Source organism: Vibrio sp. KMM 9700 (assembly GCF_058545285.1).
This window is the reverse complement of sequence record NZ_CM178589.1, coordinates 1,646,867-1,670,355: the sequence shown is the minus strand read 5'-3', so window position 1 is coordinate 1,670,355 and position 23,489 is coordinate 1,646,867. Positions and strand designations below refer to the sequence as shown.

At 41.4% G+C, this 23,489-nt stretch carries 16 protein-coding genes; 5 read left to right on the top strand and 11 right to left on the bottom strand.

From position 1 onward, the window contains the following. Positions 1-22: 22 nt before the first annotated feature. Positions 23-1,852 (bottom strand): translational GTPase TypA, encoded by a 1,830-nt coding sequence (gene typA, locus AC2VOY_RS07430; protein ID WP_491830669.1) that lies wholly within the window; start codon positions 1,850-1,852, stop codon positions 23-25. Positions 1,853-2,344: 492 nt separating this feature from the next. On the opposite strand from typA, the gene glnA reads away from it, so the two are divergent. From glnA to AC2VOY_RS07410, 4 genes are all read left to right on the top strand, one after another. Continuing rightward, a complete protein-coding gene (glnA, locus tag AC2VOY_RS07425; protein ID WP_491830668.1) occupies positions 2,345-3,754 on the top strand; it encodes a glutamate--ammonia ligase in 1,410 nt (469 codons plus the stop codon). Positions 3,755-3,938: 184 nt separating this feature from the next. Continuing rightward, positions 3,939-5,048, top strand: a complete 1,110-nt coding sequence (gene glnL, locus AC2VOY_RS07420) for a nitrogen regulation protein NR(II) (RefSeq protein ID WP_491830667.1) — start codon at positions 3,939-3,941, stop codon at positions 5,046-5,048. 26 nt (positions 5,049-5,074) lie between these two features. After that, on the top strand, positions 5,075-6,628 hold the full coding sequence (gene glnG, locus AC2VOY_RS07415; protein ID WP_491830666.1) for a nitrogen regulation protein NR(I): 1,554 nt from the start codon (positions 5,075-5,077) through the stop codon (positions 6,626-6,628). Between the two features lie 308 nt (positions 6,629-6,936). Continuing rightward, a complete protein-coding gene (locus AC2VOY_RS07410) occupies positions 6,937-9,504 on the top strand; it encodes a bifunctional diguanylate cyclase/phosphodiesterase (RefSeq protein ID WP_491830665.1) in 2,568 nt (855 codons plus the stop codon). A 129-nt stretch (positions 9,505-9,633) separates the two neighbouring features. Here AC2VOY_RS07410 and AC2VOY_RS07405 read toward each other — a convergent pair whose 3' ends face one another. From AC2VOY_RS07405 to AC2VOY_RS07380, 6 genes are all read right to left on the bottom strand, one after another. Then, positions 9,634-10,980, bottom strand: coding sequence for a carbohydrate porin (locus AC2VOY_RS07405; RefSeq protein ID WP_491830664.1), 1,347 nt, complete (start codon positions 10,978-10,980; stop codon positions 9,634-9,636). A 271-nt stretch (positions 10,981-11,251) separates the two neighbouring features. Next, positions 11,252-12,625 carry an oxygen-independent coproporphyrinogen III oxidase gene (gene hemN, locus AC2VOY_RS07400; RefSeq protein WP_491830663.1) on the bottom strand — a complete coding sequence of 458 codons (1,374 nt, stop codon included), beginning with the start codon at positions 12,623-12,625 and terminating at the stop codon, positions 11,252-11,254. 59 nt (positions 12,626-12,684) lie between these two features. Continuing rightward, positions 12,685-13,173, bottom strand: coding sequence for a DUF2489 domain-containing protein (locus AC2VOY_RS07395; protein WP_491830662.1), 489 nt, complete (start codon positions 13,171-13,173; stop codon positions 12,685-12,687). Positions 13,174-13,195: 22 nt separating this feature from the next. Then, complete coding sequence (gene yihI / locus AC2VOY_RS07390) at positions 13,196-13,789, bottom strand: Der GTPase-activating protein YihI (protein ID WP_491830661.1); 594 nt, start codon at positions 13,787-13,789, stop codon at positions 13,196-13,198. A 2-nt stretch (positions 13,790-13,791) separates the two neighbouring features. After that, entirely contained in the window at positions 13,792-14,463 is a 672-nt protein-coding gene (locus AC2VOY_RS07385; RefSeq protein ID WP_491830660.1) for a class I SAM-dependent methyltransferase, read from the bottom strand. 162 nt (positions 14,464-14,625) lie between these two features. Next, entirely contained in the window at positions 14,626-15,243 is a 618-nt protein-coding gene (locus AC2VOY_RS07380) for a c-type cytochrome (RefSeq protein WP_491830659.1), read from the bottom strand. Positions 15,244-15,468: 225 nt separating this feature from the next. On the opposite strand from AC2VOY_RS07380, the gene yihA reads away from it, so the two are divergent. Further along, positions 15,469-16,149, top strand: a complete 681-nt coding sequence (gene yihA / locus AC2VOY_RS07375; protein ID WP_491830658.1) for a ribosome biogenesis GTP-binding protein YihA/YsxC — start codon at positions 15,469-15,471, stop codon at positions 16,147-16,149. Positions 16,150-16,739: 590 nt separating this feature from the next. Here yihA and spfP read toward each other — a convergent pair. The 4 genes from spfP to recQ all read right to left on the bottom strand — a co-directional run bounded on the left by spfP (position 16,740) and on the right by recQ (position 23,409). After that, positions 16,740-16,811: a small protein SpfP gene (spfP, locus tag AC2VOY_RS07370; RefSeq protein WP_491833044.1), complete on the bottom strand. Its 72-nt coding sequence runs from the start codon at positions 16,809-16,811 to the stop codon at positions 16,740-16,742. Positions 16,812-17,146: 335 nt separating this feature from the next. Next, entirely contained in the window at positions 17,147-19,963 is a 2,817-nt protein-coding gene (gene polA / locus AC2VOY_RS07365) for a DNA polymerase I (RefSeq protein ID WP_491830657.1), read from the bottom strand. A gap of 705 nt (positions 19,964-20,668) precedes the next feature. Beyond that, a complete protein-coding gene (locus AC2VOY_RS07360) occupies positions 20,669-21,379 on the bottom strand; it encodes a 7-cyano-7-deazaguanine/7-aminomethyl-7-deazaguanine transporter (RefSeq protein WP_491830656.1) in 711 nt (236 codons plus the stop codon). A gap of 164 nt (positions 21,380-21,543) precedes the next feature. After that, positions 21,544-23,409 carry an ATP-dependent DNA helicase RecQ gene (gene recQ, locus AC2VOY_RS07355; RefSeq protein WP_491830655.1) on the bottom strand — a complete coding sequence of 622 codons (1,866 nt, stop codon included), beginning with the start codon at positions 23,407-23,409 and terminating at the stop codon, positions 21,544-21,546. Positions 23,410-23,489 lie beyond the last annotated feature (80 nt).

The following is a 23,489-nucleotide window of genomic DNA, read 5'->3' as shown; positions in this document are numbered from 1 at the left end:
AGATTACTCTCTAATCGATTAATTAGTTACCGCTACGCGCAGCACGCTTACGGTCGTTTTCAGTAAGGAATTTCTTACGAATACGAATGTTTTCTGGTGTAACTTCTACTAGCTCATCATCATCGATAAACTCAAGCGCTTGCTCAAGCGTATATTTGATTGCAGGAGAAAGTGTTTGTGCTTCATCAGTACCTGATGCACGAACGTTAGTTAATTGCTTACCTTTCAAGCAGTTAACTGTAAGGTCGTTTGAACGGTTATGAATACCGATAACTTGACCTTCGTATACTTCATCCGCGTGCTCAGTAAATAAACGACCACGATCTTGTAGGTTAAACAGAGCGTAAGTCAGAGCTTTACCAGTTGCGTTAGAGATCAATACACCATTTTGACGTTGACCAATTGTACCGCCTTTGTGTGGGCCGTAGTGATCAAACGAGTGGTACATTAAACCAGAACCAGAAGTAAGTGTTAGGAACTCAGTTTGGAAACCGATAAGGCCACGAGAAGGCATCATGAAGTCCATGCGAACACGGCCTTTACCATCTGGAGACATATCCGTTAGCTCACCTTTACGTAGGCCAATGTTTTCCATGATACCGCCTTGGTGCTCTTCAAGAACATCAATGGTTACGGTTTCAAATGGTTCCATTTTCTGACCATCTTCTTCTTTGATGATAACTTCAGGACGTGATACAGCAAGCTCGAAGCCTTCACGACGCATGTTTTCGATCAAGATAGAAAGGTGAAGCTCACCACGACCAGAAACTTTGAATTTGTCTGGATCATCAGTTTGCTCAACACGTAGTGCAACGTTGTGCACAAGTTCTTTCTCAAGACGCTCAAGGATGTTACGTGACGTCACGAACTTACCTTCTTTACCTGCGAATGGAGAAGTGTTTACTTGGAACGTCATGGTTACTGTTGGTTCATCAACAGAAAGTGGTTCCATTGGCTCAACTGCGTTCACATCACAGATGGTGTCAGAGATTTTTAGCTCGCCAAGACCTGTGATTGCGATGATGTCACCTGCGTTTGCAACGTCAACTTCGTGACGCTCAAGACCAAGGTAACCAAGAACTGTACCAACTTTACCGTTACGTTTTTTGCCGTCAGCACTAACGATAGTGACTTGTTGGTTTGGTTTCACGCTACCACGAGTTACACGTGCAACACCGATAACGCCAACATAAGAGTTGTAATCAAGTTGAGAGATTTGCATTTGCAATGCGCCATCGATATCAACTTTTGGTGGCTCAACTGTGTCAACAACAGCTTGGAACAATGGTTCCATGTTCTCGCCAGTTTCGCCTTCTTCAAGTGTTGCCCAGCCGTTTAGTGCTGATGCGTAAACAACTTGGAAGTCAAGCTGCTCATCGGTTGCACCAAGGTTGTCAAATAGGTCAAATACTTGATCCATAACCCAATCAGGACGTGCGCCCGGACGGTCGATTTTGTTGATAACAACGATTGGCTTCAGGCCGTGTGCGAATGCTTTTTGAGTAACGAAACGCGTTTGTGGCATAGGGCCATCTACTGCGTCAACGATAAGCAATACAGAGTCAACCATAGACATGATACGCTCCACTTCACCACCGAAGTCGGCGTGTCCTGGGGTGTCTACGATGTTAATGCGGTAGTCATTCCAGTTAATTGCGGTGTTTTTCGCAAGAATGGTAATGCCACGCTCTTTTTCGATATCATTCGAATCCATGACGCGTTCTTCAGCTTCACCACGCGATTCTAGCGTGCCTGATTGTTGGAGAAGTTTATCAACAAGGGTCGTTTTACCGTGGTCAACGTGGGCGATAATTGCGATGTTTCTTAATTTATCGATTGAAGGTGTGCTCATGGAATTTTATTCACTCATAAAAAAATAGATAGGAATCGCGCACAATGTAGCAGATTTTTGCTCAATCCCCTAGAAATAAGTCTAGTTATTGTTGAAAAAGTATTCAAATCTTAATTTAAGATGCCTGATTGCCATAGTAACGTCACTTTTTGAACTTAAAATGAAACTAAAAAATAATACAAGATTGACATTTGCACCGAAAAAAGGCGAAATGAAATTGAGACAAACGTTTGCACCAGAATCAAACTGATTGCACCATTTAGGTGCTTTGCGCAAATTAACTTTGCATTATTTTGGTGCGGATTGCTCTGTAAATAAATTCATTTTTATTTAAAATATTGATTAATAACGGATTTTATTTATTGGCACGCTTTTCGCATTAGTTGGCATAGCATTTACAAAAAACTCATGAATACAAATTTTTCATGATTGCGTGCTCACAATTGATGCGTGATTGTGCCCTATTTTGATTAACACCGGAGGTTATCCACCATGTCTGTAGAAAATGTCCTTTCCCTAATCGCTGAAAACGAAGTGAAGTTTGTTGATTTACGTTTCACGGATACAAAAGGTAAAGAGCAACACATCTCTATCCCTTCTCACCAAATCGATGCTGACTTCTTCGAAGAAGGCAAGATGTTTGATGGTTCATCTGTTGCTGGCTGGAAAGGCATCAACGAATCTGACATGGTGATGATGCCTGACGCATCAAGCGCTGTGCTTGACCCGTTCACAGAAGACGCAACACTAAACATTCGTTGTGACATTCTTGAGCCTGCAACGATGCAAGGTTATGACCGTGATCCACGCTCTATCGCAAAACGTGCTGAAGACTTCATGCGTTCAACAGGTATTGCTGACACAGTTCTAGTTGGTCCAGAGCCAGAGTTCTTCCTATTTGATGACGTAAAATTCAACACAGATATTTCTGGTTCTTTCTACAAAATCGATGATATCGAAGCTTCTTGGAACACAGGTAGCGAAGTTGAAGGTGGTAACAAAGGTCACCGTCCAGGCGTGAAAGGTGGTTATTTCCCAGTTGCTCCTGTTGACTCATCTCAAGACATCCGTTCTGCTATGTGTCTAATCATGGAAGAAATGGGTCTTGTTGTTGAAGCGCATCACCACGAAGTGGCAACTGCGGGTCAAAACGAAATCGCAACTCGTTTCAACACGCTAACTAGCAAAGCTGATGAAATCCAAATCTATAAGTATGTTGTACATAACGTTGCACACGCTTATGGCAAAACAGCAACCTTTATGCCAAAACCACTTGTAGGTGATAACGGCTCTGGTATGCACGTTCACCAATCTCTAGCAAAAGATGGTCAAAACCTATTTGCTGGCGATAAGTACGGCGGCCTTTCTGAAACTGCACTTTACTACATCGGCGGTATCATCAAGCACGCTCGCGCAATCAACGCATTTGCGAACGCTTCAACTAACTCATACAAGCGTCTTGTACCTGGATTTGAAGCACCTGTTATGCTTGCATACTCTGCACGTAACCGTTCTGCATCGATTCGTATCCCAGTGGTACCATCTGCAAAAGCTCGTCGTATCGAAGTACGTTTCGCGGATCCAACAGCGAACCCATACCTATGCTTCGCAGCTATGCTTATGGCTGGCCTTGACGGTATTAAGAACAAGATCCACCCTGGCGATGCTATGGATAAAGATCTATATGACCTACCAGCAGAAGAAGCAGCTGAAATCCCAACTGTTGCTTACTCTCTAAAAGACGCACTAGAAGCGCTTGACGCAGACCGTGAGTTCCTAACAGCTGGCGGCGTATTCTCTGATGACTTCATCGATTCTTATATCGCTCTGAAAGCGCAAGATGTTGAGAAAGTAAACATGACAACTCACCCACTTGAGTTTGAACTTTACTACTCAGTATAATTTGCTCGCATAGAGAAATTACGACTCGTATAGACAAAAGACTCTAAAAACTAAGCTCGCCTACGGGTGGGCTTTTTTTGTCACTAATTTTGGCTTTATATTCGAATTTTTATTTTAATTTAACCTTAATACTCAAAGATTTAAGTTGAAATTCAAATATAAAGGCGCTCTAAAGGAAAGCATAATGGAACTTCTTATTGATGATAAACCTATCCATGAATTAGCAGCCCGAGTGCTCGAACACTTAGTTACAGCAACAATTTTGCTCGATGACAAAATGACTATTCAATATGCCAATAGTTCAGCTCAACAGCTTTTCTCGCAGAGCTCCAAACGCTTAGTCGGAACGCCCATTTCAAGTCAAATTCAACATGCATCCCTTGACCTAGCGCTCTTAAACCAACCACTACAAAGTGGTCAAAGCATTACAGATAGTGACGTAACCTTTGTGATAAACGGCAAGCCCTTATTACTTGAAGTCACAGCCAGTCCGATTACCTTAAATAAAAAGCTACTGCTCTTAATTGAAATTCGTCATATCGATCAGCAACGTCGCTTAAGCCAAGAACTCAATCAACACGCCCAGCAGCAAGCTGCCAAATTACTGGTGCGCGGCTTGGCACACGAAATCAAAAATCCACTTGGCGGCCTGCGCGGCGCAGCGCAACTTTTAAATCGCATGCTCAATGATAAGCAAGATTTACAAGAATATACCGGGGTTATCATAGAACAAGCCGATCGCTTGCGTGAGTTGGTAGATAGATTACTCGGCCCGCAAAAACCCAGTGAGCGTAAGAACTTTAATTTACATCAGATTTTAGAAAAGGTGCGCCAACTGGTGGAGCTTGAGTTTGGGCATCAAATCGTGATCGAACGTGATTATGATCCAAGTATGCCCGAGGTTATGATAGATACGATTCAAATCGAACAAGCCTTATTAAATATCACTCAAAATGCGGCGCAAATTCTTCAGCAGCACAAAGCCCACATGCAAGAGCAAGATGAAGCCTTTGAGGGCAAAATCACCTTAACTAGCCGCACTATTTATCAAGCCAATATTCATGGTCAACGCCACAAGTTAGTTGCTCGAATCGAGATTCAAGACAACGGGCCGGGCATTCCAAGTGAGCTTCAAGATACCCTATTTTATCCTATGATCAGTGGGCGTGAAGGTGGCACAGGATTAGGCTTATCTATCGCGCAAAACCTGATTGACCAGCATCAAGGCAAAATTGATGTCGAAAGTTGGCCGGGGCACACTTGTTTTAGCATTTACTTACCTATTCAGAAATAAACATTTGCAATCAAAGGAAATCAGATATGAGTAAAGGAAAAGTTTGGATTGTGGATGATGATAGCGCCATCCGTTGGGTCTTAGAGAAAACTCTCTCTTCGGCCAACATTGGTTGTGAAACCTTTGTCGATGGTGAAAGCGTCCTTGAGGCACTCAATACGCATACTCCGGATGTACTTATTTCGGATATTCGGATGTCGGGCATGGACGGCTTAAAACTGCTTAAACAAGTCCAAGCGGATCATCCAAACTTACCTGTGATTATCATGACTGCTCACTCTGATCTTGATGCAGCAGTCAATGCCTATCAAAAAGGCGCCTTTGAATACTTGCCTAAACCTTTTGATATCGATGAAACCTTAGGCTTAGTCGAGCGTGCGCTTGCGCACAGCCAAGAAGTCAAAACTAGCCTTAATCAGTCAGATCAAGGCCAAACACCGCAAACGATGCCGGAGATCTTAGGTGAAGCGCCAGCCATGCAAGAGGTGTTTCGCGCAATTGGACGCTTGTCTCGCTCATCCATCTCAGTGCTAATTAATGGTGAATCGGGCACAGGTAAAGAGCTTGTGGCACATGCATTGCATCGTCATAGCCCACGTGTCAATGAACCTTTTATTGCGCTGAATATGGCTGCGATCCCAAGAGACTTAATTGAATCTGAACTCTTTGGACATGAGAAAGGTGCTTTTACTGGCGCCGGCGCAGTACGCAAAGGACGTTTTGAGCAAGCCAATGGCGGGACTTTATTTTTAGATGAAATCGGTGATATGCCGCTCGAGATCCAAACGAGGCTGTTACGTGTTCTTGCCGATGGTCAGTTCTATCGTGTTGGTGGTCATTCACCAATCAAAGTGGATGTACGCATTATTGCTGCCACCCACCAAAACCTTGAGCGCAAAGCGCAACTTGGCGAATTTCGTGAAGATTTATTCCACCGCTTGAATGTCATTCGCATCCAGATCCCGCCTTTGCGTGAACGTTTGCAAGATATTCCACGCCTTGCGGAGCACTTCTTGCATCGCGCAGCGACTGAAATGGCAATCGAGCACAAAGTCTTAACCCAAGAAAGCCTCGCTGTAATGCAAAGTTTTCAATGGCCGGGCAATGTGCGCCAACTTGAAAATACTTGCCGCTGGCTGACTGTGATGGCTTCTGGTAATGAAATCTTGGTTGATGATTTACCTGAAGAGATCTTAAATAAATCCCCTCAAACGGCAAATTCTCCGCACTCAAGTGCGAACCTCAATCAGCATTTAGCAAACGCCGATGGTGAGCATAATGAACAAAATACCGGCAATCATGGTGTTCACCCTGACGCTAACGGATCTTTTCATTCTATTCAGCAAAATGATATCAGCTCAAATAATTGGCAAGCTTCATTTTGTGCTTGGGCTGAAAACGAGCTAAAAAGCCAAAATACGCAAGCTTTAATTGAGGTCCAAGACGAGTTTGCCAAACTCTTGATCGAAACCGCGCTCAAGCATACCCGCGGACATAAACAAGATGCAGCCAAACTATTAGGTTGGGGACGTAATACAATTACGCGAAAATTAAAAGAATTGGGTGTAGATAAGGCATAAAGATATGGAATATCAAATATAACTAAACGTGATGAGGTGGATATATAAATATATAATAAGCTTATTTATTTTGTGAATATATCACGGTTATAAAAAGTTTTAATCAAGTAACACCACCAGAGTTTGTTATCAGCTAATTTACAATTAGTTAAGTTTCAGTGTAAAATTAATACATTATTATTTGATCAATATATGGTAATTTTTAATTAATCTTAGTAACGATGGAACGTTATTAGTTTTTTGCCCCAAAAGAAACTAACAGATAAATTAATTATATTTTCTTTCCCTCTTTTTGGTTCAAGGTTTTAATGCTGAAACTTTCAAATTATACGCTAAGGACTGCGGTCATTGTTCCTTTCATTCTCGTGCTACTTGTCACGATAGGAATTGTGACTTGGGTACAAAAATCGAGCTACGAAAGTACGCTCAAAACCCTCAGTCAACGTCAACTTAACTCTATCGCAAAAGGGATAGACTTAGGTTTAACATCTTTTTTAGATGAACCTTTTAAGGTTAACCTCAGATTAAGCGACACCATTGCTACGTTACAAAAGGATTATGTCAAAGCTAATGGTCAACTTGATTTCCCCGCTGCAGAACAAATTTTAAAGCAAAATTTCCAGCGTCTACTCCCAAGTGTTGAGCAAATTGACTCGATTAGCATTGGGACACCAGAAGGCAAATACATTGGCTTTCGTCAAAATGATGACAAAAGCACCTCTTTGATGCTTAAAGATCCACGTACCAATGATCAACTCACTATCTTTCGTGGTGACAATGTTGAATCTCAGATTATCTCTCGAATTCAAGGTTATAGCCCTTTAAATCGCCCTTGGTATCAATCCTCAGCAAGTATTCAAAAACCGTCTTGGTCCGACTTATATACCAACATTGATGATCTGCAATATTTGAATATGTCAGCGAGCGCGCCGATCATTATCGATGATCAGCTTTATGGCGTTTTAGCTTCTGATATTCGTTTAAGTACTTTCCATACATTCTTGGATAGGCTACAACAACAAACTCAAGCGCGGATCATTATTTTTGATCAAAGCAATAAATTGATTGCACAATCAAACTCTGAATCTTTATTTTATACCAAAAACCAACAGCAACATCGCAATAATATTATTGATATAGAAGATCCTGTTTTACACCAACTTGCTGAAAACTTTATAAATAAAAATTTAACGAGCGAAACTGAAGGCGAATTTTCTTTCGACTTAAACGGAGAAAGCTATTTTAATTTTATTTATCCATATAAGAATAACCATAACTTAAGTTGGACGATTGCGGTGACTCTGCCTGAAAGTGCGATTTTAGGTGATATTGAAAAACGTCAAACTCATGCATTGTTCTTAGTTGCCCTTATTGCCTTGATTGTAATGCTTGGCGTATTCATTGGCTTCACCCGTATCACGCGCCCTATCCGTGAAACGGCTGCCGCTGCGCATAAAATCTCACAAGGCAATTGGGATGCAAAAATGCCTGCTTTAGGTCGGATTGATGAAATCAATTCTATGGTGCATTCATTTAATGATATGACCACAACCTTGCGCCGCTCATTTGATACGCTACGCGAGCAAATAACTTATGATTCCTTAACTCGCCTCTATAGTCGTCAAGGCTTTATCGATGCAGTCACAGCAAGACGTCTTGAGAATAATACTCAGATTGGGTCATTTTTGATTTGTAGTGTCGAGCGCTTTCGCGATATCAATGATACTTTAGGCCATTTCCGTGGGGACAAGGTCTTGATGATCATGGCTGAGCGCTTAAAAAGCTTGTTGCATGCTGAAAATATACTCGCTCGAATCAATGGGGATGAGTTTATTATTTATATCCCTCACCCAAGCCGTAGTTTTCACATTAATCAGCTAATTGATTCAATTAAGAAAACCTTCCAAGCTCCGATTAAGGTCGGTACTGAAGAAGTCTTGATTCATGTCGTCATGGGAATTAGCTCAACAGAAGATGCCGAAGACATTAATCAATGGATGCACAATACTAGCATCGCTCTCAACCATGCGAAATCTGATCCTCGCCGTATGATGTATTACACCTCAGAGATGGCATCCGATTCGTTTAAGCGCACCCAGACGATTGTGCGGATTAACCGCGCGTTAGAAAGTCGCGAATTCGTCCCTTACTATCAACCTTTAGTTGAACTTGAAACTGGACGCGTGATTGGCGCCGAAGCTCTAGCGCGTTGGATTTGCCCTGAAAATGGCCTGATCCCACCGCTTGAATTTATTCCTATCGCAGAGGAGTATGGACAAATTTCCTTTATTGGTCAGCAAGTTCTACACACTGCCTGCCAAGATACAAAAAACCAGATTGACGCTGGGCTGTGGCCTGAAGATTTCCACTTGCATGTGAATATCTCGGTACACCAATTATCTATGCCAAGCTTTACTCAAACAGTGGCTGATATTTTAGCCCAAACTAAATTGCCACCTAAGAACCTAACCTTGGAAGTCACTGAATCACATATTGTGGATAACGATCCTGTCTTACTCGAGAACATGACGCGTATTCGTCGTCTTGGTGTAGGGATTGCTATTGATGACTTTGGTACAGGTTATTCATCTTTGGCATACTTGCATAAGATGCCGTTTGACTGTTTGAAAATAGATCGCTGCTTTATTGATAATCTAAAAAAAGAAACCTTAGAAACCTCAGTAGTGGCATCCATCTTACAAATGACAAGCACGTTAAATATTGAAATTGTCGCTGAAGGGATTGAAACCAAAGAGCAAGCAGAATTGCTTAATGCGCTACATTGTAAACAGGCGCAAGGTTTCTATTACGCTCGCCCTGTGCCACTTAACGAATGGCCGCTAACCAAAGTATTACCTTTGGATAAAAGAGCTTAATGGATTAACTGCTTACTTCTACGCCCAACAAAAAACCCGCAAATACTTTTAATCTATAAAGTACTGCGGGTTTTATTTTAATGACGAAAGCACAATCGTCTGTCAATTATTTCTTATAAAAATGGATGCTTACCACCAAGCTTCAAACATAGCACCAAAGCTTGCAGTATCCACATCTTTTTGACCATCTAGGTTATATTCATTTTCAACATCACCGACGGTTGCATAAAAGCGCAACATAGGACGCGCTCCTGAGCCTGCTTCAATCGAAATATTTTGTGAGAAAGTGAACTTCCAACCTGTATTTTTATCGCCGTCTGCATTATCAAAATCAACGACTTGATAACCAGCTTCAAGCCAAGTTGAGTGGATGTCATTCCAGTTATACATAGGACGGACGATCGCAGCGTAGTTGGTACGGTTATCTAATGCATCATTTGAACCGTCTACTTCATAGTCATGATAAGCTAAGATATATTCAACTTCAGTTTTTGGATTAACCTGCATGTTCCCTTCGAAACTTGCGTAGAAGGTTTCAAGATCATCTTTTTTACTTAATACTGAGTTATCTGCATTATCCGCATAACGCAAGATCAAACGGTTCCAACCTTTATCCCAAGTTGTATTGAAAACGGTACCAATTTGGAATGCATTTAAATCTTTTTCATTTTCAGGCGTGCCTTCATCATGATCCGCACCATCTGATTCAAAGCCGTAGTTGGTGTAAATATCTAGAGTGGCAAAATCTGCTAAATTGATATCATAAAATTTTGAAGTTACAGCATATTGACCATTATCACCAACATTTGCACCACCAGTACAAGTAATTTGGCTTTCATTTTCACCATCATCATTGACCACACCTGGTGAGCAGTTTTCAACCCCACCGACGACGGCAAAGTCTAGTTTAGCAAAGCCAAAATCAAGATATTTAATCCCGCCACCTTGACCATCGTGCGTCATCCAGAAGTAGTCATTAATACCTTGTTGTGGACGTTGATGGAAGTCTCGGCCAGCCCAAATATAAGCATCTGGTTGGCTCTCAAAGATATTACGCGCGCCAGCATAAGCCTTTTTGACGTTGACCTCATCACCCCAGTGATCAAACATCACGACCATATCCCAAACCGCACCGGTTGATGAACGAAAAGATTTACTTAATTGAAATTCACCACCATTGGCTTCGTTCCCCAAACGACCAATACCAGATGCGCCATTGTATGAACCCAGAACATTGACATAATCTTGGTCACCTTCTTGCAGGTGTGCGCCATAACGCGCATAGCCGGTAAAATCTATACCTAAGACGCCAGTTTTTTCAATACTCGCTTCTTGTTCTTCTTTGGTTGGCATTTCTGGGTGCATGGTTTCTGCTGAGTGACGCTCTTCAGTGGAACCGGTTTCATCTGCAAGCACAGAAGTTGAAACTAAGCCTGCTGCAATTAAAATCGCTAAGTGATGTTTTTTCAATTTCATAGTTATTTTCGCTCTGATAGGTAGAAAATTATCTCATTAATATGAGTATTGGTATTTCCGTAGAGCATAATTAAATACATATGGATTTGAAAGAAAAATCATATATGTATATCATTTTAATGCGATCGAGCTCTAATTTGCAGTTAAGTTGACAGAGTCTTGAAGTGCAGAACGTACACCTTATGCTTTTATTCAAATTTTACTCAAAAAAAAAGCAACACCCATCGGCATTGCTTTCTTATTGCTTATTTTATTTAAATATATCAGTGAGTTAAATTACACGAGAGAACTGCTGCTGTCGCGCTCGGGAGCGCAAGTAAACATCAAAGCACATGCAGATGTTACGAATCAGCATACGGCCACGGGCATTCACAACTAGCTTGTCACCTGCATACTCGACTAGCCCATCTTGGATAAATGTCTCGAGTAACTCAAGATCTTCAGCAAAGTATTCTTGGAAGTTAAGCTGATGTTTTTGCTCCAAATCGCGAATATTCATCTCAAAATTACACATCAAATCTTTGATCAGCTCACGACGAATCAAATCATCTTGGCTTAAAGTTACACCACGCCAAAGCGCATGCCCTTGCTCATCCATTTGCGAATAGTAAGTCTTAAGCTCTTTTTGATTTTGAGCATAGCTGTTGCCAACCATAGAGATAGCCGAGACGCCAAAGCCAATCAGATCGCAGTCACCTTGTGTGGTATAACCTTGGAAGTTACGATGCAAAACTCCTTCACGCTGCGCAATCGCTAGCTCATCATCAGGTTTAGCAAAGTGATCCATACCGATAAACTGATAACCGGCATCGGTTAAGCTTGCAATCGTATGCTGCAAGATTTTCATTTTTTCAGTTGCAACAGGTAAATCATTGTCTTTGATTTTAGCTTGTGCAGCAAACAGCTTTGGCATATGTGCATAGTTAAAAATCGATAAACGTCCTGGCGACATTTCGAGTACTTTTTCCAGTGTATGGCTAAAGCTTTCAAGCGTTTGTTTCGGCAGACCGTAGATTAAATCCAGGTTGGTTGAACGAAAACCTAACTCACTCGCACGTTTCACCATATCGCAGATAAAGTCTTCATCTTGCTCACGATTAACCAACTTCTGAACTTCTTTATTAAAATCTTGGACACCAATGCTGAGGCGGTTAAAGCCTTCTGCGCGCAGGTGATCAAGCATATCAAGTTCAATTTCACGCGGGTCTACCTCGATACTGATTTCAGCATCAGCTTCAAATTCAAACTCATGGCGAATGATATGCATCAAGCGGCTCATTTGCTCTTTGGTCAAAAATGTTGGCGTCCCACCACCAAGGTGAAGTTGACTAACTTTACGGTGTTGAATCGCCACAGCGCGTTGACGAATTTCATATTCCAACACATCTAAGTAGTCATCGGCTTTGTGTTGATGGCGCGTGATTGTCTTATTACAGCCACAGTAGTAGCACAGCTTATGACAAAACGGTATGTGTACATACAAAGACAAAGGACGCTCAGGAAATTCACTACAAGCGAGATCAAGATCAGAAATCGTGAACGCTTCATGGAACTCAAGAGCTGTTGGATAAGAGGTATAACGAGGGCCCGAATAGTTATATTTGTCGATTACGGCCTGATCCCAAACAATGCGTTCTGCTATCATGTTACTTCCAAAAATTTTAATAAGAATCGTAAGGTGTATCTATTTTATACCTTTAAGGCTTACACTATTTTGATATCAATGTGGTTATTGAAACCTTCCACATATTTTTTCAATGCTTTCATCTCTTCAATGATCGCATCTTCAAGACGAGCTTCAGCTTTGACTCGCGCTAAGTTTTGTTGCATGCGCTCTTTCTTTTCAAGTTCATCACGCGACTCACCACGAGCCATATCTTTTACAACATGATAAAGCTCTGAAATAGCAGGATATTGCTTATCAAAATCGAGTCGATTTTCACCTTGAACATAATCTAAAATACAATAGATACGAATCGACAGTTCAGATAAATCACACTGCTTTTCGATACCAGCCATACATAAGGTGCGTACGTTGTCATAGATATTGGCATTACGCTTTTCGATCGCACGCTGCTTGGCAATTTTTTGCAACTGCTTTTGCTTTTTCAATTTGATCAACAAAAAACCAGCATAGCTAGCTAACGCTATGATAATGATACTTCCTAAAGTCGCTAGCAACGCAATCGACATACACACCTCAATTTAACTAATATTAAAAGCCTTTAAACTCATCTAAGTTGATATTATCAAACTCATCTAAGAGATCATCTTCAGATTTGGTTTTCTTCGCTTTATTTGCAGACTTGTGAGCGACTTCTGCTACTTCTTGCTCCTCAACAAAGTCTTCTTCATCATCAAAATCTTCATCTTCGATTTCAATCCCAAGTTGCTTCATTAATTGCTCTAAACGATTGAGTTTTTGATCCACATAAGATTGCAGACCTGCACCTAATTTCTCACCGTTTTCTAGGCGATCAATCAAGATATTTAACTGTGCATCATTTTGAATTTGCTCAAGCTCTTGCTCAGCAGAAACGCGGCGTTGGGCTTTGTTTGGCTTCGCTTTGGTTTCGACAATCAAAGGAATTGGTTTTTTGCTACCAATACGTGGATCACGCTTTTGCTTCGAATGATGCTGCTCAGCTTTCGCTTCGACTGCGTTACGGTTACCAGTTTTTAAACCTTTACGCTTTTTCAAACGCTTACGTAGACGACCTTCGATATCAGACTCGGTGCGATTACGAGTAACAATTAACTCTTCAACCCCAGCCGAACCAGGTTTTCTTGATTTTTTACTACGAGACATAGTTAGTCTTTCCTCAATAAGATGACATCACTGCCAATAAATTCTAATTCAAGTTGATCGCGGCGAGCTAAGTATTCAAAAGTCTCACGGCTAAAAAAGATGACATGAGTTAGGTCATTTTTATAGTGCCAACGTGAGAATGCATCGCGATCTTTGACCAATTTGGTCATTAAACCTAAGTAAGCTTTCGGCTTTAATAAAGACAACCAAAGTTGCCATACCGCCTCAGGTTCATACAGGTGTTCGATAACTTCGGTTGCGACAATAAAGTCGTACTTAGTTTCCAACACGCTTTTATCTGGATAATAATATAAGTCATATAAAGCAACTTGATGCCCTGCATCTTGGAGCATTTTTGCCAGCGCAGGGCCTGGGCCACAACCAAAGTCGAGACCTTTTTTAGCTGCATTGGGTTGCTCTGCATTCGCTTTCTTATCAGACATGTGTTTAAGTTTAGCTAATAATGGCTCACTTAAACGACTTAAAAAGGCTTGATACCCAAGATCATCCACATCGTTTTGATGCAAATCGTAGATTTCTTTTTCAGCGCGGCTATCGAGGCGATCATTTGGGTCGACAAAAACTAACGCACATTGCTCACATTGTAAGTAGCGGCGGCGTTTATCTTGCCAATAGTCGACAGGGTTTGGATGAGCGCATAAGGGACAAGTCATCGGTTACCTTTAAGTATATTTTTTTAAGCAGCGAAACATACCAGAAATGGCGTAAAATTGCATTAATTTGTGTTGATTTTTTACCCACTAATCGTTAAATACAAAAAAGCCGGCATCTCTGCCAGCTCTTTGCTTAGTTACCAGTCGATAAATGTGCCGGCCTTAATGCAAACCTGTCACATATTGAGCCATGATTTCAATTTCTTCATCTGTTAGCTTGGCCGCAACATCACGCATTATCGCATTTAAATCATTGTTACGATCCATTGTTTTAAACTTCTCTAGTTGCGCCTTGATATATTCAGGATGTTGACCAGCTAAGCGCGGAAAATTAGCTAAATTCATTCCAGAGCCTTTAGCGCCATGACACGCTGAGCAAGCAGCTAAGCCTCGTTCTTTATCGCCAAAGTTATATAACGTATGCCCCTTGTCGGCTATATCTTGCGTCACCTCCCCATCTACAGGAGTCAAAGATGCAAAATAAGCAGCGAGATTTTCAATATCTTGCTCAGAAAGCGGCGCCGCCATTGCGCTCATAATTGGATCGTTTCTCCCTTGCTCCCCAGCTGAAGATAGACCGAGCTGAAAGTCATGGAGCTGCTTTTTGGTATAATTTTCATTCTGCCCGATTAAATTAGGATAAAGTGGCACAGCACTATGACCTTCATTGCCATGACAAGCGGCGCAGACTGCAGCGGCTTGCTTGCCTGCTTCTATATCCCCCTGCGCCCAAACCGAGCAGGACGTTAATAATCCCAAAGTCACTAATAATCTCTTCATGCTCATCCATTTATTTTTTGATTCACTCTGCGATCTCATAAAATTTAGAGATCAGCCTCCAATGTGTTCATCTTTGTTCTATGATCGTGATAAACTAGCGCATTGCTTATGATCCCTAGATTAACAACATTTTTGTTAAAGGTATGGATCGCGTACAAATATTGTACATAAGTTCACAAAAAACTAATGACTAAACTAAACACACTGGAGATGAAGTTGACCGTTATGGAAAAAATTCATTATCAAAATACACATTTCATTACGAGCGCACCCGATATCCGTCATCTTCCAGAAGATCAAGGTGTTGAAGTTGCTTTTGCTGGGCGTTCGAACGCGGGTAAATCAAGTGCGCTGAACCGTTTGACCAACCAAAAAAACTTAGCTAAAACCAGTAAAACGCCGGGTCGTACTCAGCTAATTAACTTGTTTCAAGTCAGAGAAAACTGCCATATTGTCGATTTGCCTGGATATGGCTTTGCCCAAGTTCCACTTGAAATGAAAAAGAAATGGCAAAAATCTTTAGGTGAATACCTACAAAAGCGCGAATGCCTGCAAGGCTTAGTTGTGCTGATGGATATTCGCCACCCAATGAAAGATCTCGATCAGCAGCTTATCTATTGGGCAGTTGAAGTAAACTTGCCAGTTCAAGTGCTGCTAACTAAAGCTGATAAACTCAAGCAAGGTGCGCGTAAAGCTCAACTCTTAAAAATTCGTGAAGCGTCAATGGCGTTTTGTGGTGACGTGTCGGTTGATCTTTTCTCTTCACTAAAAGGTATTGGTGTTGATCAACTACGCAACAAGCTAGATGAATGGTTTGCACCAGCGCTTGTGCCACAAGAAATGATTGATGAGATCGATACCCTAGATCACGATGACGAAGGGTCTCTTCAAGATCCTGAAGCATAAAATCTATCCTTCAAATAATGACACTCGAGGCGGTATCTCTTACCGCCTTTTTTAGACTTCCATATTCCTCTCACCATTTTGGTGCATAATTTCCTCCTGACCAGAAGAAAGACTCTCTTCTTAATCAATGTGTTTTTATTCGCTTCTTCATATCAATAACATTTTGCGCTGTATAACAGTATTTTGTTGGTATAAATAAAGCTTTGATATTTGTTTATCAAAACTGAAACTGCGACATTTTGCCTCAAAACCCATTACATCAAACTCAAAACCTTAACAAATCAACAACAAACAACAACAGAAAAAACTAACCCTATAGTAGTATTGAATAATTTGGAAAGTAAAAAACATAATTCTTGTATTTTTATGACAGAAAATTACAGCTGTATTTCTATATAAAATATGCACAAAAACGCACTAAATATGTGCAAAGCGAGTTAAAAATATAGGAGAATTTTGATTGGAAATAGATAGAAATATAATTTGTTGCACCGATATGATGCTGAGAGGAATAATAAATCGGCTTAACCTATTGAAATCATAGGGGTTATATAGGATATATTTCCTTTGGGCAAAAAAAAACGCCCCAGTCATTTCTGACTGAGGCGGCTGAAACAGCCTAATCCAATAACGTGAAACAAAAGGTCTGGAAGATAGAACATCTTACCTCTGTACCCTACGAGTTCTAATTTACTGCAACTCAGATTAAATGGCAAGCACTTTTTGAAATTTTTTTTCATTAAAGACCAAAAAAGTACATTTATTACAAAAATCGCCATTAACAGGATGATTTATTTCGTTTAACAAAAAAATACTTTAGATTATATATAGAATCAAGCTAAAAACAGGATATTTATTTTATCACCTAAAAATAATGAGCATTTATCATCCACAAGAAAACAAAAAGCCTCTGCTACGACAACGCTCAAGGTTGCGTCAGCAAAGGCTTTTGTATCAAGTTTTTAATTTACTTTAAAAGATCTCACTAAGCGCCAACTTAGTGGGCTTCATCCCAGTTATCACCACAACCAAATTCAGCTACAAGTGGCACATCTAAACGAGCAGCAGATTCCATCAGCGATTTCACTTGTTGCGCGATTTCATCTAATGACTCTTCTTTCACTTCAAAGACTAATTCATCGTGTACCTGCATAAGAATGCGCACATCATCACGCTGCGCTTCATCAATCCAAGCCGCCACCAAGAGCATAGCTTTTTTAATGATGTCAGCAGCTGTGCCTTGCATTGGCGCATTGATCGCTGCGCGCTCTGCCGCTTTACGACGCATGCCATTGCTTGATTTGATTTCAGGTAAATGCAGACGGCGACCAAGCAAGGTTTCAACATAACCTTTCTCACTCGCGACTTGGCGCGTATCTTCCATATACTGCATGACACCCGGATAGCGCTCAAAATAAGTATCCATATATTGCTGGGCTTCACCACGCGGGATCCCAAGTTGTTTTGCTAACCCAAAAGCGCTCATGCCATAAATCAAACCAAAGTTAACCGCTTTGGCACGACGACGCTGCTCTGAGCTGACATTTTCAATGCTTGTGCCCATCACTTCTGCTGCGGTTGCCGCATGGATGTCTTTGCCTTGCGTAAAGGCTTCGACCAAGGCTTTATCTTTTGACAAATGTGCCATGATGCGTAATTCAATTTGTGAATAATCGACTGCCAGCACTTTCCAACCCGTTGGCGCAACAAAAGCTTGGCGGATGCGTCGCCCTTCTTCGTTACGAATTGGGATGTTTTGTAAGTTAGGATCGGTTGAAGATAAGCGACCGGTTGCTGTCACGGCTTGATGATAAGAGGTATGCACGCGCCCTGTTTGCGGGTTAATCATCTTCGGCAGTTTATCTGTATAGGTCGATTTTAGTTTCGCCAGCGATCTATGCTCCAAAATAAGTTTTGGCAATGGATAATCTAATGCCAACTCTTGCAGCACTTCTTCGTTGGTTGACGCTGCGCCCGACGGAGTTTTCTTGAGAACAGGCAAAGCCATTTTCTCAAACAAGATAGCTTGCAGCTGTTTTGGTGAGTTGAGGTTAAACTCTTGCTCAGCAATCTCAAACGCCTTGCGCTCTAGCTCTTCTAAGCGTTTGGCAATTTCTTGCGACTGAGTGGCCAGACGCATATCATCCACCACTACGCCAGTGCGTTCGATTTTAGACATCACAGGCACAAGTGGGACTTCAATATCTTGATAAATTGATAGAAGCTGCTCGTTTTGCTCTAGCGCAGCTTGCAAACGGTTATGTAAACGCAAGGTCACATCCGCATCCTCGGCGGCGTAAACACCCGCTTCGTTAATATCAAGCTGATTAAACGTCAGCTGTTTTTTGCCTTTGCCCGCAAGCGACTCAAATGAGATGCAGCTATGCTGTAAAAATCTTAATGCAAGACTATCCATATCATGCTTGCCACCGACGCTATTAAATACATATGAAGCCAGCATGGTGTCATATTTTATCCCTTGCATCTGGATATCATAATTTGCCAATACGCTCATATCGTATTTTAGGTTTTGACCGATTTTTTCGATTTGAGGATCTTCTAGAATAGGCTTGAGCTTGCCAAGTACCCAATCGAGATCAAGTTGCTGCGGCGCATCTAAGTAATCATGGGTAAGTGGCACGTAAGCGGCTTCACCTACTGTTACCGCAAAGGATACACCGACCAATTTTGCCTGCATATAATCAAGGCTTGTGGTTTCGGTATCAAAAGCAAATAGCTTAGCCTCGGTGATTTTATCCAGCCAAGCCTCCAGCTCTTCTTCTGTATAGATAATTTGATATTGGCTCGGGTCGATATTCGCAGGCGACATATCCACTTCAATATCAGCTGTGGATAGACTTGAAGCATTGCTGGTTTTGCTTGATGATTTGCTTGCAGCGGCAGATTCAACAGCTTTGATCTCACCGGTTGCACCATCGAGCAGTTCAGTCAGCCAGTTTTTAAATGTTAGCTCACCAAACAGTTGGATCAGCTCATCTTTATTTGGCTCAGTTTTTAACAGATCTTCTGCTTTAAAGTCCATTTCAACATCAAGTTTAATGGTAGCAAGCTGATAAGACAGCATCGCTTCTTCTTTATGATCAGCAAGCTTCTTCGCCATAGTTTTCGAACCACGAAAGCCAAGATCAGCAATTTTATCTAAGTTTTGATAAATGGTTTCAAGACTGCCGATACCTTGGAGCAAAGCAAGCGCTGTTTTCGCGCCAACACCCGGCACACCCGGAATGTTATCGACCTTATCTCCCATCAAGGCTAAGTAATCAATAATCAGCTCAGGCGGCAAACCAAATTTTTCGACGACGCCATCAATATCCATCACAGTATTGGTCATGGTATTAATCAAGGTCACATTGTCATCCACAAGCTGCGCCATATCTTTATCGCCCGTGCTGATCAAAACTGGCATGCCTTGCTTAGACGCCTTGCTCGCAAGGGTTCCAATTACATCATCGGCTTCAACCCCAGGTTCACAGATAAGCGGCAAGCCCATCGCGCGGATAATATTGTGTAAAGGTTCAATCTGAGTACGCAATGCATCCGGCATAGATGGTCGGTTGGCTTTGTACTCAGCAAACATCTCATCACGAAACGTTTTGCCTTTCGCATCAAACACGACCGCCATTCTGTTGGAGTCAAACTGACGCATCATGCTGCGCAGCATATTAACCACACCATACACCGCATTGGTTTGAATTTTGCCATTGTTCATACTTTCAGGGTAAGCATGAAAAGCGCGATAAAGATAAGAAGAGCCATCGATTAAGATGAGTGAGTTATCAGCAATTGTTGCCATAAAAAGATACCTTGGGGTTGCTCAAGCAGAAATTAAAAATAATGGCTATAGCATGCCATGAATTGGCTTGTTTAGCTATTTCCTTGCAGCTTTTGCGCCTCAGGGAGGCAATTCGCACCATAGCTAGCAAGGATCACTATAAATTAGTCCAAGTTTGGTGCAAATAAGATGCCGTGTATAAAAAACACAAACTGTGGATAAGTTTGTAGTTAACTTTTTTAAGATGAAATCAAAGAGTCAAGATCTTTTGTGAATAATTTTATCATTTCTAATAAAAACAATAATTTAGATAAAAAAAGATCCTTTTTAAGTGATTAATTTTTGTAAGATCTTTTGTGGAAAAACTTTTAAATTTGCGAATTAGTTATCGATTTGAAATTCATTTATAGTGAAAACTGTTGATAACTTGAAAGGTTTCAGGCAAAAAAAAAGCGACACCTATAAGAGATGTCGCCGCGTGATAGCATGTGTTGAAAGGATATCGTTCAGCACAAATTTAAATACGCTAAATACACTGGAAGCAAGTGAGCAATGTCGCGTCTTTTTGCGTTGAATCATCTTGTGAATGACTCTTCGCTGAAGACAAGTTAATAATAACAATTCTCATTTAAGAGTCAAGTGCAAATGCGAAAAAATATCATTTAACTTTTGTTATTATTAATAATAAGTATAATATTCAAGCAAAATCAACATGTTAATATAGTGTTATTTTTTAATTTTTGTTAGCTTTTCCATTAGATATTTAAGCAGTACACCATACATAGGCACAAATAGACCTAAGCTAATGATAAGTTTGACACCGTAATCCACCAAGGCAATTTCTGTCCAGTGCTCTGCCATAAAGGTATCCGTGCTCATGTAAAACGCAATCGAGAAGAAAGCGAGCGTATCAAGCGCATTACCAAATAGCGTTGAGCAAGTTGGCGCAATCCACCACTGCTTGAGCTGACGCAGACGATTGAACACATGCACATCCATAATTTGGCCAAGCAAATAAGCCATAAAACTTGCTATCGCGATACGTGCCACAAACAAATTAAAGCTCGCTACTTGTGCAAAGCCTTGATATTGGCCTTCGAAGAAGATCACAGATAACAAATAAGAGATCACAAGCGCTGGTAGCATCACCCAGAAAATGATCTTTCTTGCCATCCCAGCGCCAAAGATGCGCACTGTGAGATCCGTTGCAAGGAAGATGAATGGGAAAGTAAATGCGCCCCAAGTGGTGTGCAAGCCAAAAATAGTAAAAGGAATTTGAACCAGATAGTTACTTGATGCGATCACCACGAGGTGAAAGATCACGAGCCAAAAAAGTGCTTTTTGTTGCTGTGCTGGCGTAAATTGAGATTGAGCTTGCGAAAGGGTAAAACTAGATGGGGTATCGACAAGAGATGCCGAACTATTTGCAGTTTGCATAATATACCTTTTTTTGTTGAATCGGGGGCGAGGGAACCCGGTAAATTGTAGTTTTCTAAATTAGGGTTGCGGATTATACGCAAATTTTAGCACAATGCAATTGTTGGATTTTTGCTCATTTCATCATGCTAGTAAATCGTGTTATAAATCAAAATGTTGAGATTTTAATCAAAATCCGAGGTTTCACCTGTAATATGCGCCTGAATAAGATCCAAGAAAGGATCCGCATATTTTTCAAGCTTCTTCTGTCCCACCCCACTGACGGCGAGCATTTCGCCATAAGAGGTTGGGATAATATCTGCCATGTCCATTAGGGTTGCATCACTAAACACAATATAAGGTGGAATATCATCACGATCGGCAATTGTTTTTCTTAAGTTGCGTAATTTCGCAAACAGTTTTTTATCGTAGTTTTTATTGCTCAGTTTATCACTGCGCGCAGCACGCGGACTTGCGCCTAAACGCGGTACGGCAAGATCAAGCACACGCTCACCACGCAACACAGGACGCGCTTCTTCGGTTAACCTTAAAGTCGAATTACGAGTGATATCTTGGAGTAATAAACCTTTGTGGATAAGTTGGCGCATAATACTAACCCAATAATCATGGCTATGCTCTTTGCCGATCCCATAAGTACTAATTTTGTCGTGCCCATTTTCACGCACGCGAATATTTTGCATGCCGCGAAGCACTTCAACCACATAACCGATACCAAAGCTTTGATTGACGCGATAAACACAAGAGAGCGCTTTTTGGGCTTCTTTAGTGGCATCAAAATGCTTCGGAGGATCAAGGCAAATATCACAGTTACCACAAGCTTTACCACTGTATTCACCAAAGTAATTTAGTAGCACTTGGCGACGGCAAGTTTGGGATTCAGCAAACGCACCCATAGCCGTTAGCTTATGATTTTCAACTTGTTTTTGTGGTCCTTCAGGCTTTTCATCTAACATTCGGCGAAGCCACCCCATATCCGCAGGATCATATAGCATCATCGCCTCAGCATCTAAACCATCACGCCCAGCGCGGCCAGTTTCTTGATAGTAAGATTCGATATTACGCGGGATATCAAAGTGAACCACAAAGCGCACATTTGGCTTGTTGATCCCCATCCCAAAGGCAACGGTAGCAACCACCACTTGAATATCATCTTTTTGAAACGCTTCTTGAACATATGCCCTTTCATCCACAGGCATGCCGGCATGGTAGCCCGCAGCGCGAATATGATTGTTGCAAAGCTTTTCGGTGAGCATCTCAACTTTTTTGCGGCTGCCACAATAAATGATCCCACATTGGCCTTTTTGAGTCGCTAAATAGCGGATCACTTGTGCGACAGGTTTATGCTTTTCAATCAAGGTGTAGCGGATATTTGGGCGATCAAAACTGCCTAAATACTCAAGCGGATTGTGCAATTGTAAACGCTGGATAATATCGCTGCGGGTTGCCGTATCAGCGGTTGCGGTCAAGGCCATAATCGGCACATCAGGCAATCTTTCTTTGAGTTGCCCCAGCATTGCATATTCACGCCTAAAGTCATGCCCCCATTGAGAAATGCAATGGGCTTCATCGACTGCAACCATGCTGATATTTAAATCATGGATTTGCTCAAAAAAGTGATTAGATAAAGCACGCTCAGGTGAGATATAGACCATTTTGAGCTGGCCTTGATACATTTGCGAAAAGGTGCGATTAAGCTCATCCGGCGCCATCGAGGAATTGATACAAGCCGCCGCCACGCCATTTGCTTTAAGTTGATCAACCTGATCTTTCATCAAAGAAATCAAAGGTGAAATCACTAAGGTTAAGCCAGGTAAAAGCAGCGCAGGAATTTGATAACATAGAGATTTGCCGCCACCGGTTGGCATAATCACCAAGCTATCTTGCCCATTTAATGCACTTTCAACCACCTCTTCTTGCCCAACGCGAAAAGACTGATAACCAAATACATCACGCAAGGTTTGGTGCGCTTTATCGAGTAAAGGCGATGTTTGGTCGATATCAGAGGTTTGGCTCGTTGGCGAAAGTGGCATTCGGATCTCTTTTCGTGGGTGATGGTTTACGTGAGCGTAAAATAATCGGATGCTTATTGTAATGACAAGCACAACTAAGG

Excerpts from the sequence above, each read along its gene's own strand:
- typA (WP_491830669.1), bottom strand. The coding sequence starts at position 1,852 with ATGAGCACACCTTCAATCGATAAATTAAGAAACATCGCAATTATCGCC.
- glnA (WP_491830668.1), top strand. The coding sequence starts at position 2,345 with ATGTCTGTAGAAAATGTCCTTTCCCTAATCGCTGAAAACGAAGTGAAG.
- glnL (WP_491830667.1), top strand. The coding sequence starts at position 3,939 with ATGGAACTTCTTATTGATGATAAACCTATCCATGAATTAGCAGCCCGA.
- glnG (WP_491830666.1), top strand. The coding sequence starts at position 5,075 with ATGAGTAAAGGAAAAGTTTGGATTGTGGATGATGATAGCGCCATCCGT.
- AC2VOY_RS07410 (WP_491830665.1), top strand. The coding sequence starts at position 6,937 with ATGCTGAAACTTTCAAATTATACGCTAAGGACTGCGGTCATTGTTCCT.
- AC2VOY_RS07405 (WP_491830664.1), bottom strand. The coding sequence starts at position 10,980 with ATGAAATTGAAAAAACATCACTTAGCGATTTTAATTGCAGCAGGCTTA.
- hemN (WP_491830663.1), bottom strand. The coding sequence starts at position 12,625 with ATGATAGCAGAACGCATTGTTTGGGATCAGGCCGTAATCGACAAATAT.
- AC2VOY_RS07395 (WP_491830662.1), bottom strand. The coding sequence starts at position 13,173 with ATGTCGATTGCGTTGCTAGCGACTTTAGGAAGTATCATTATCATAGCG.
- yihI (WP_491830661.1), bottom strand. The coding sequence starts at position 13,789 with ATGTCTCGTAGTAAAAAATCAAGAAAACCTGGTTCGGCTGGGGTTGAA.
- AC2VOY_RS07385 (WP_491830660.1), bottom strand. The coding sequence starts at position 14,463 with ATGACTTGTCCCTTATGCGCTCATCCAAACCCTGTCGACTATTGGCAA.
- AC2VOY_RS07380 (WP_491830659.1), bottom strand. The coding sequence starts at position 15,243 with ATGAAGAGATTATTAGTGACTTTGGGATTATTAACGTCCTGCTCGGTT.
- yihA (WP_491830658.1), top strand. The coding sequence starts at position 15,469 with ATGGAAAAAATTCATTATCAAAATACACATTTCATTACGAGCGCACCC.
- polA (WP_491830657.1), bottom strand. The coding sequence starts at position 19,963 with ATGGCAACAATTGCTGATAACTCACTCATCTTAATCGATGGCTCTTCT.
- AC2VOY_RS07360 (WP_491830656.1), bottom strand. The coding sequence starts at position 21,379 with ATGCAAACTGCAAATAGTTCGGCATCTCTTGTCGATACCCCATCTAGT.
- recQ (WP_491830655.1), bottom strand. The coding sequence starts at position 23,409 with ATGCCACTTTCGCCAACGAGCCAAACCTCTGATATCGACCAAACATCG.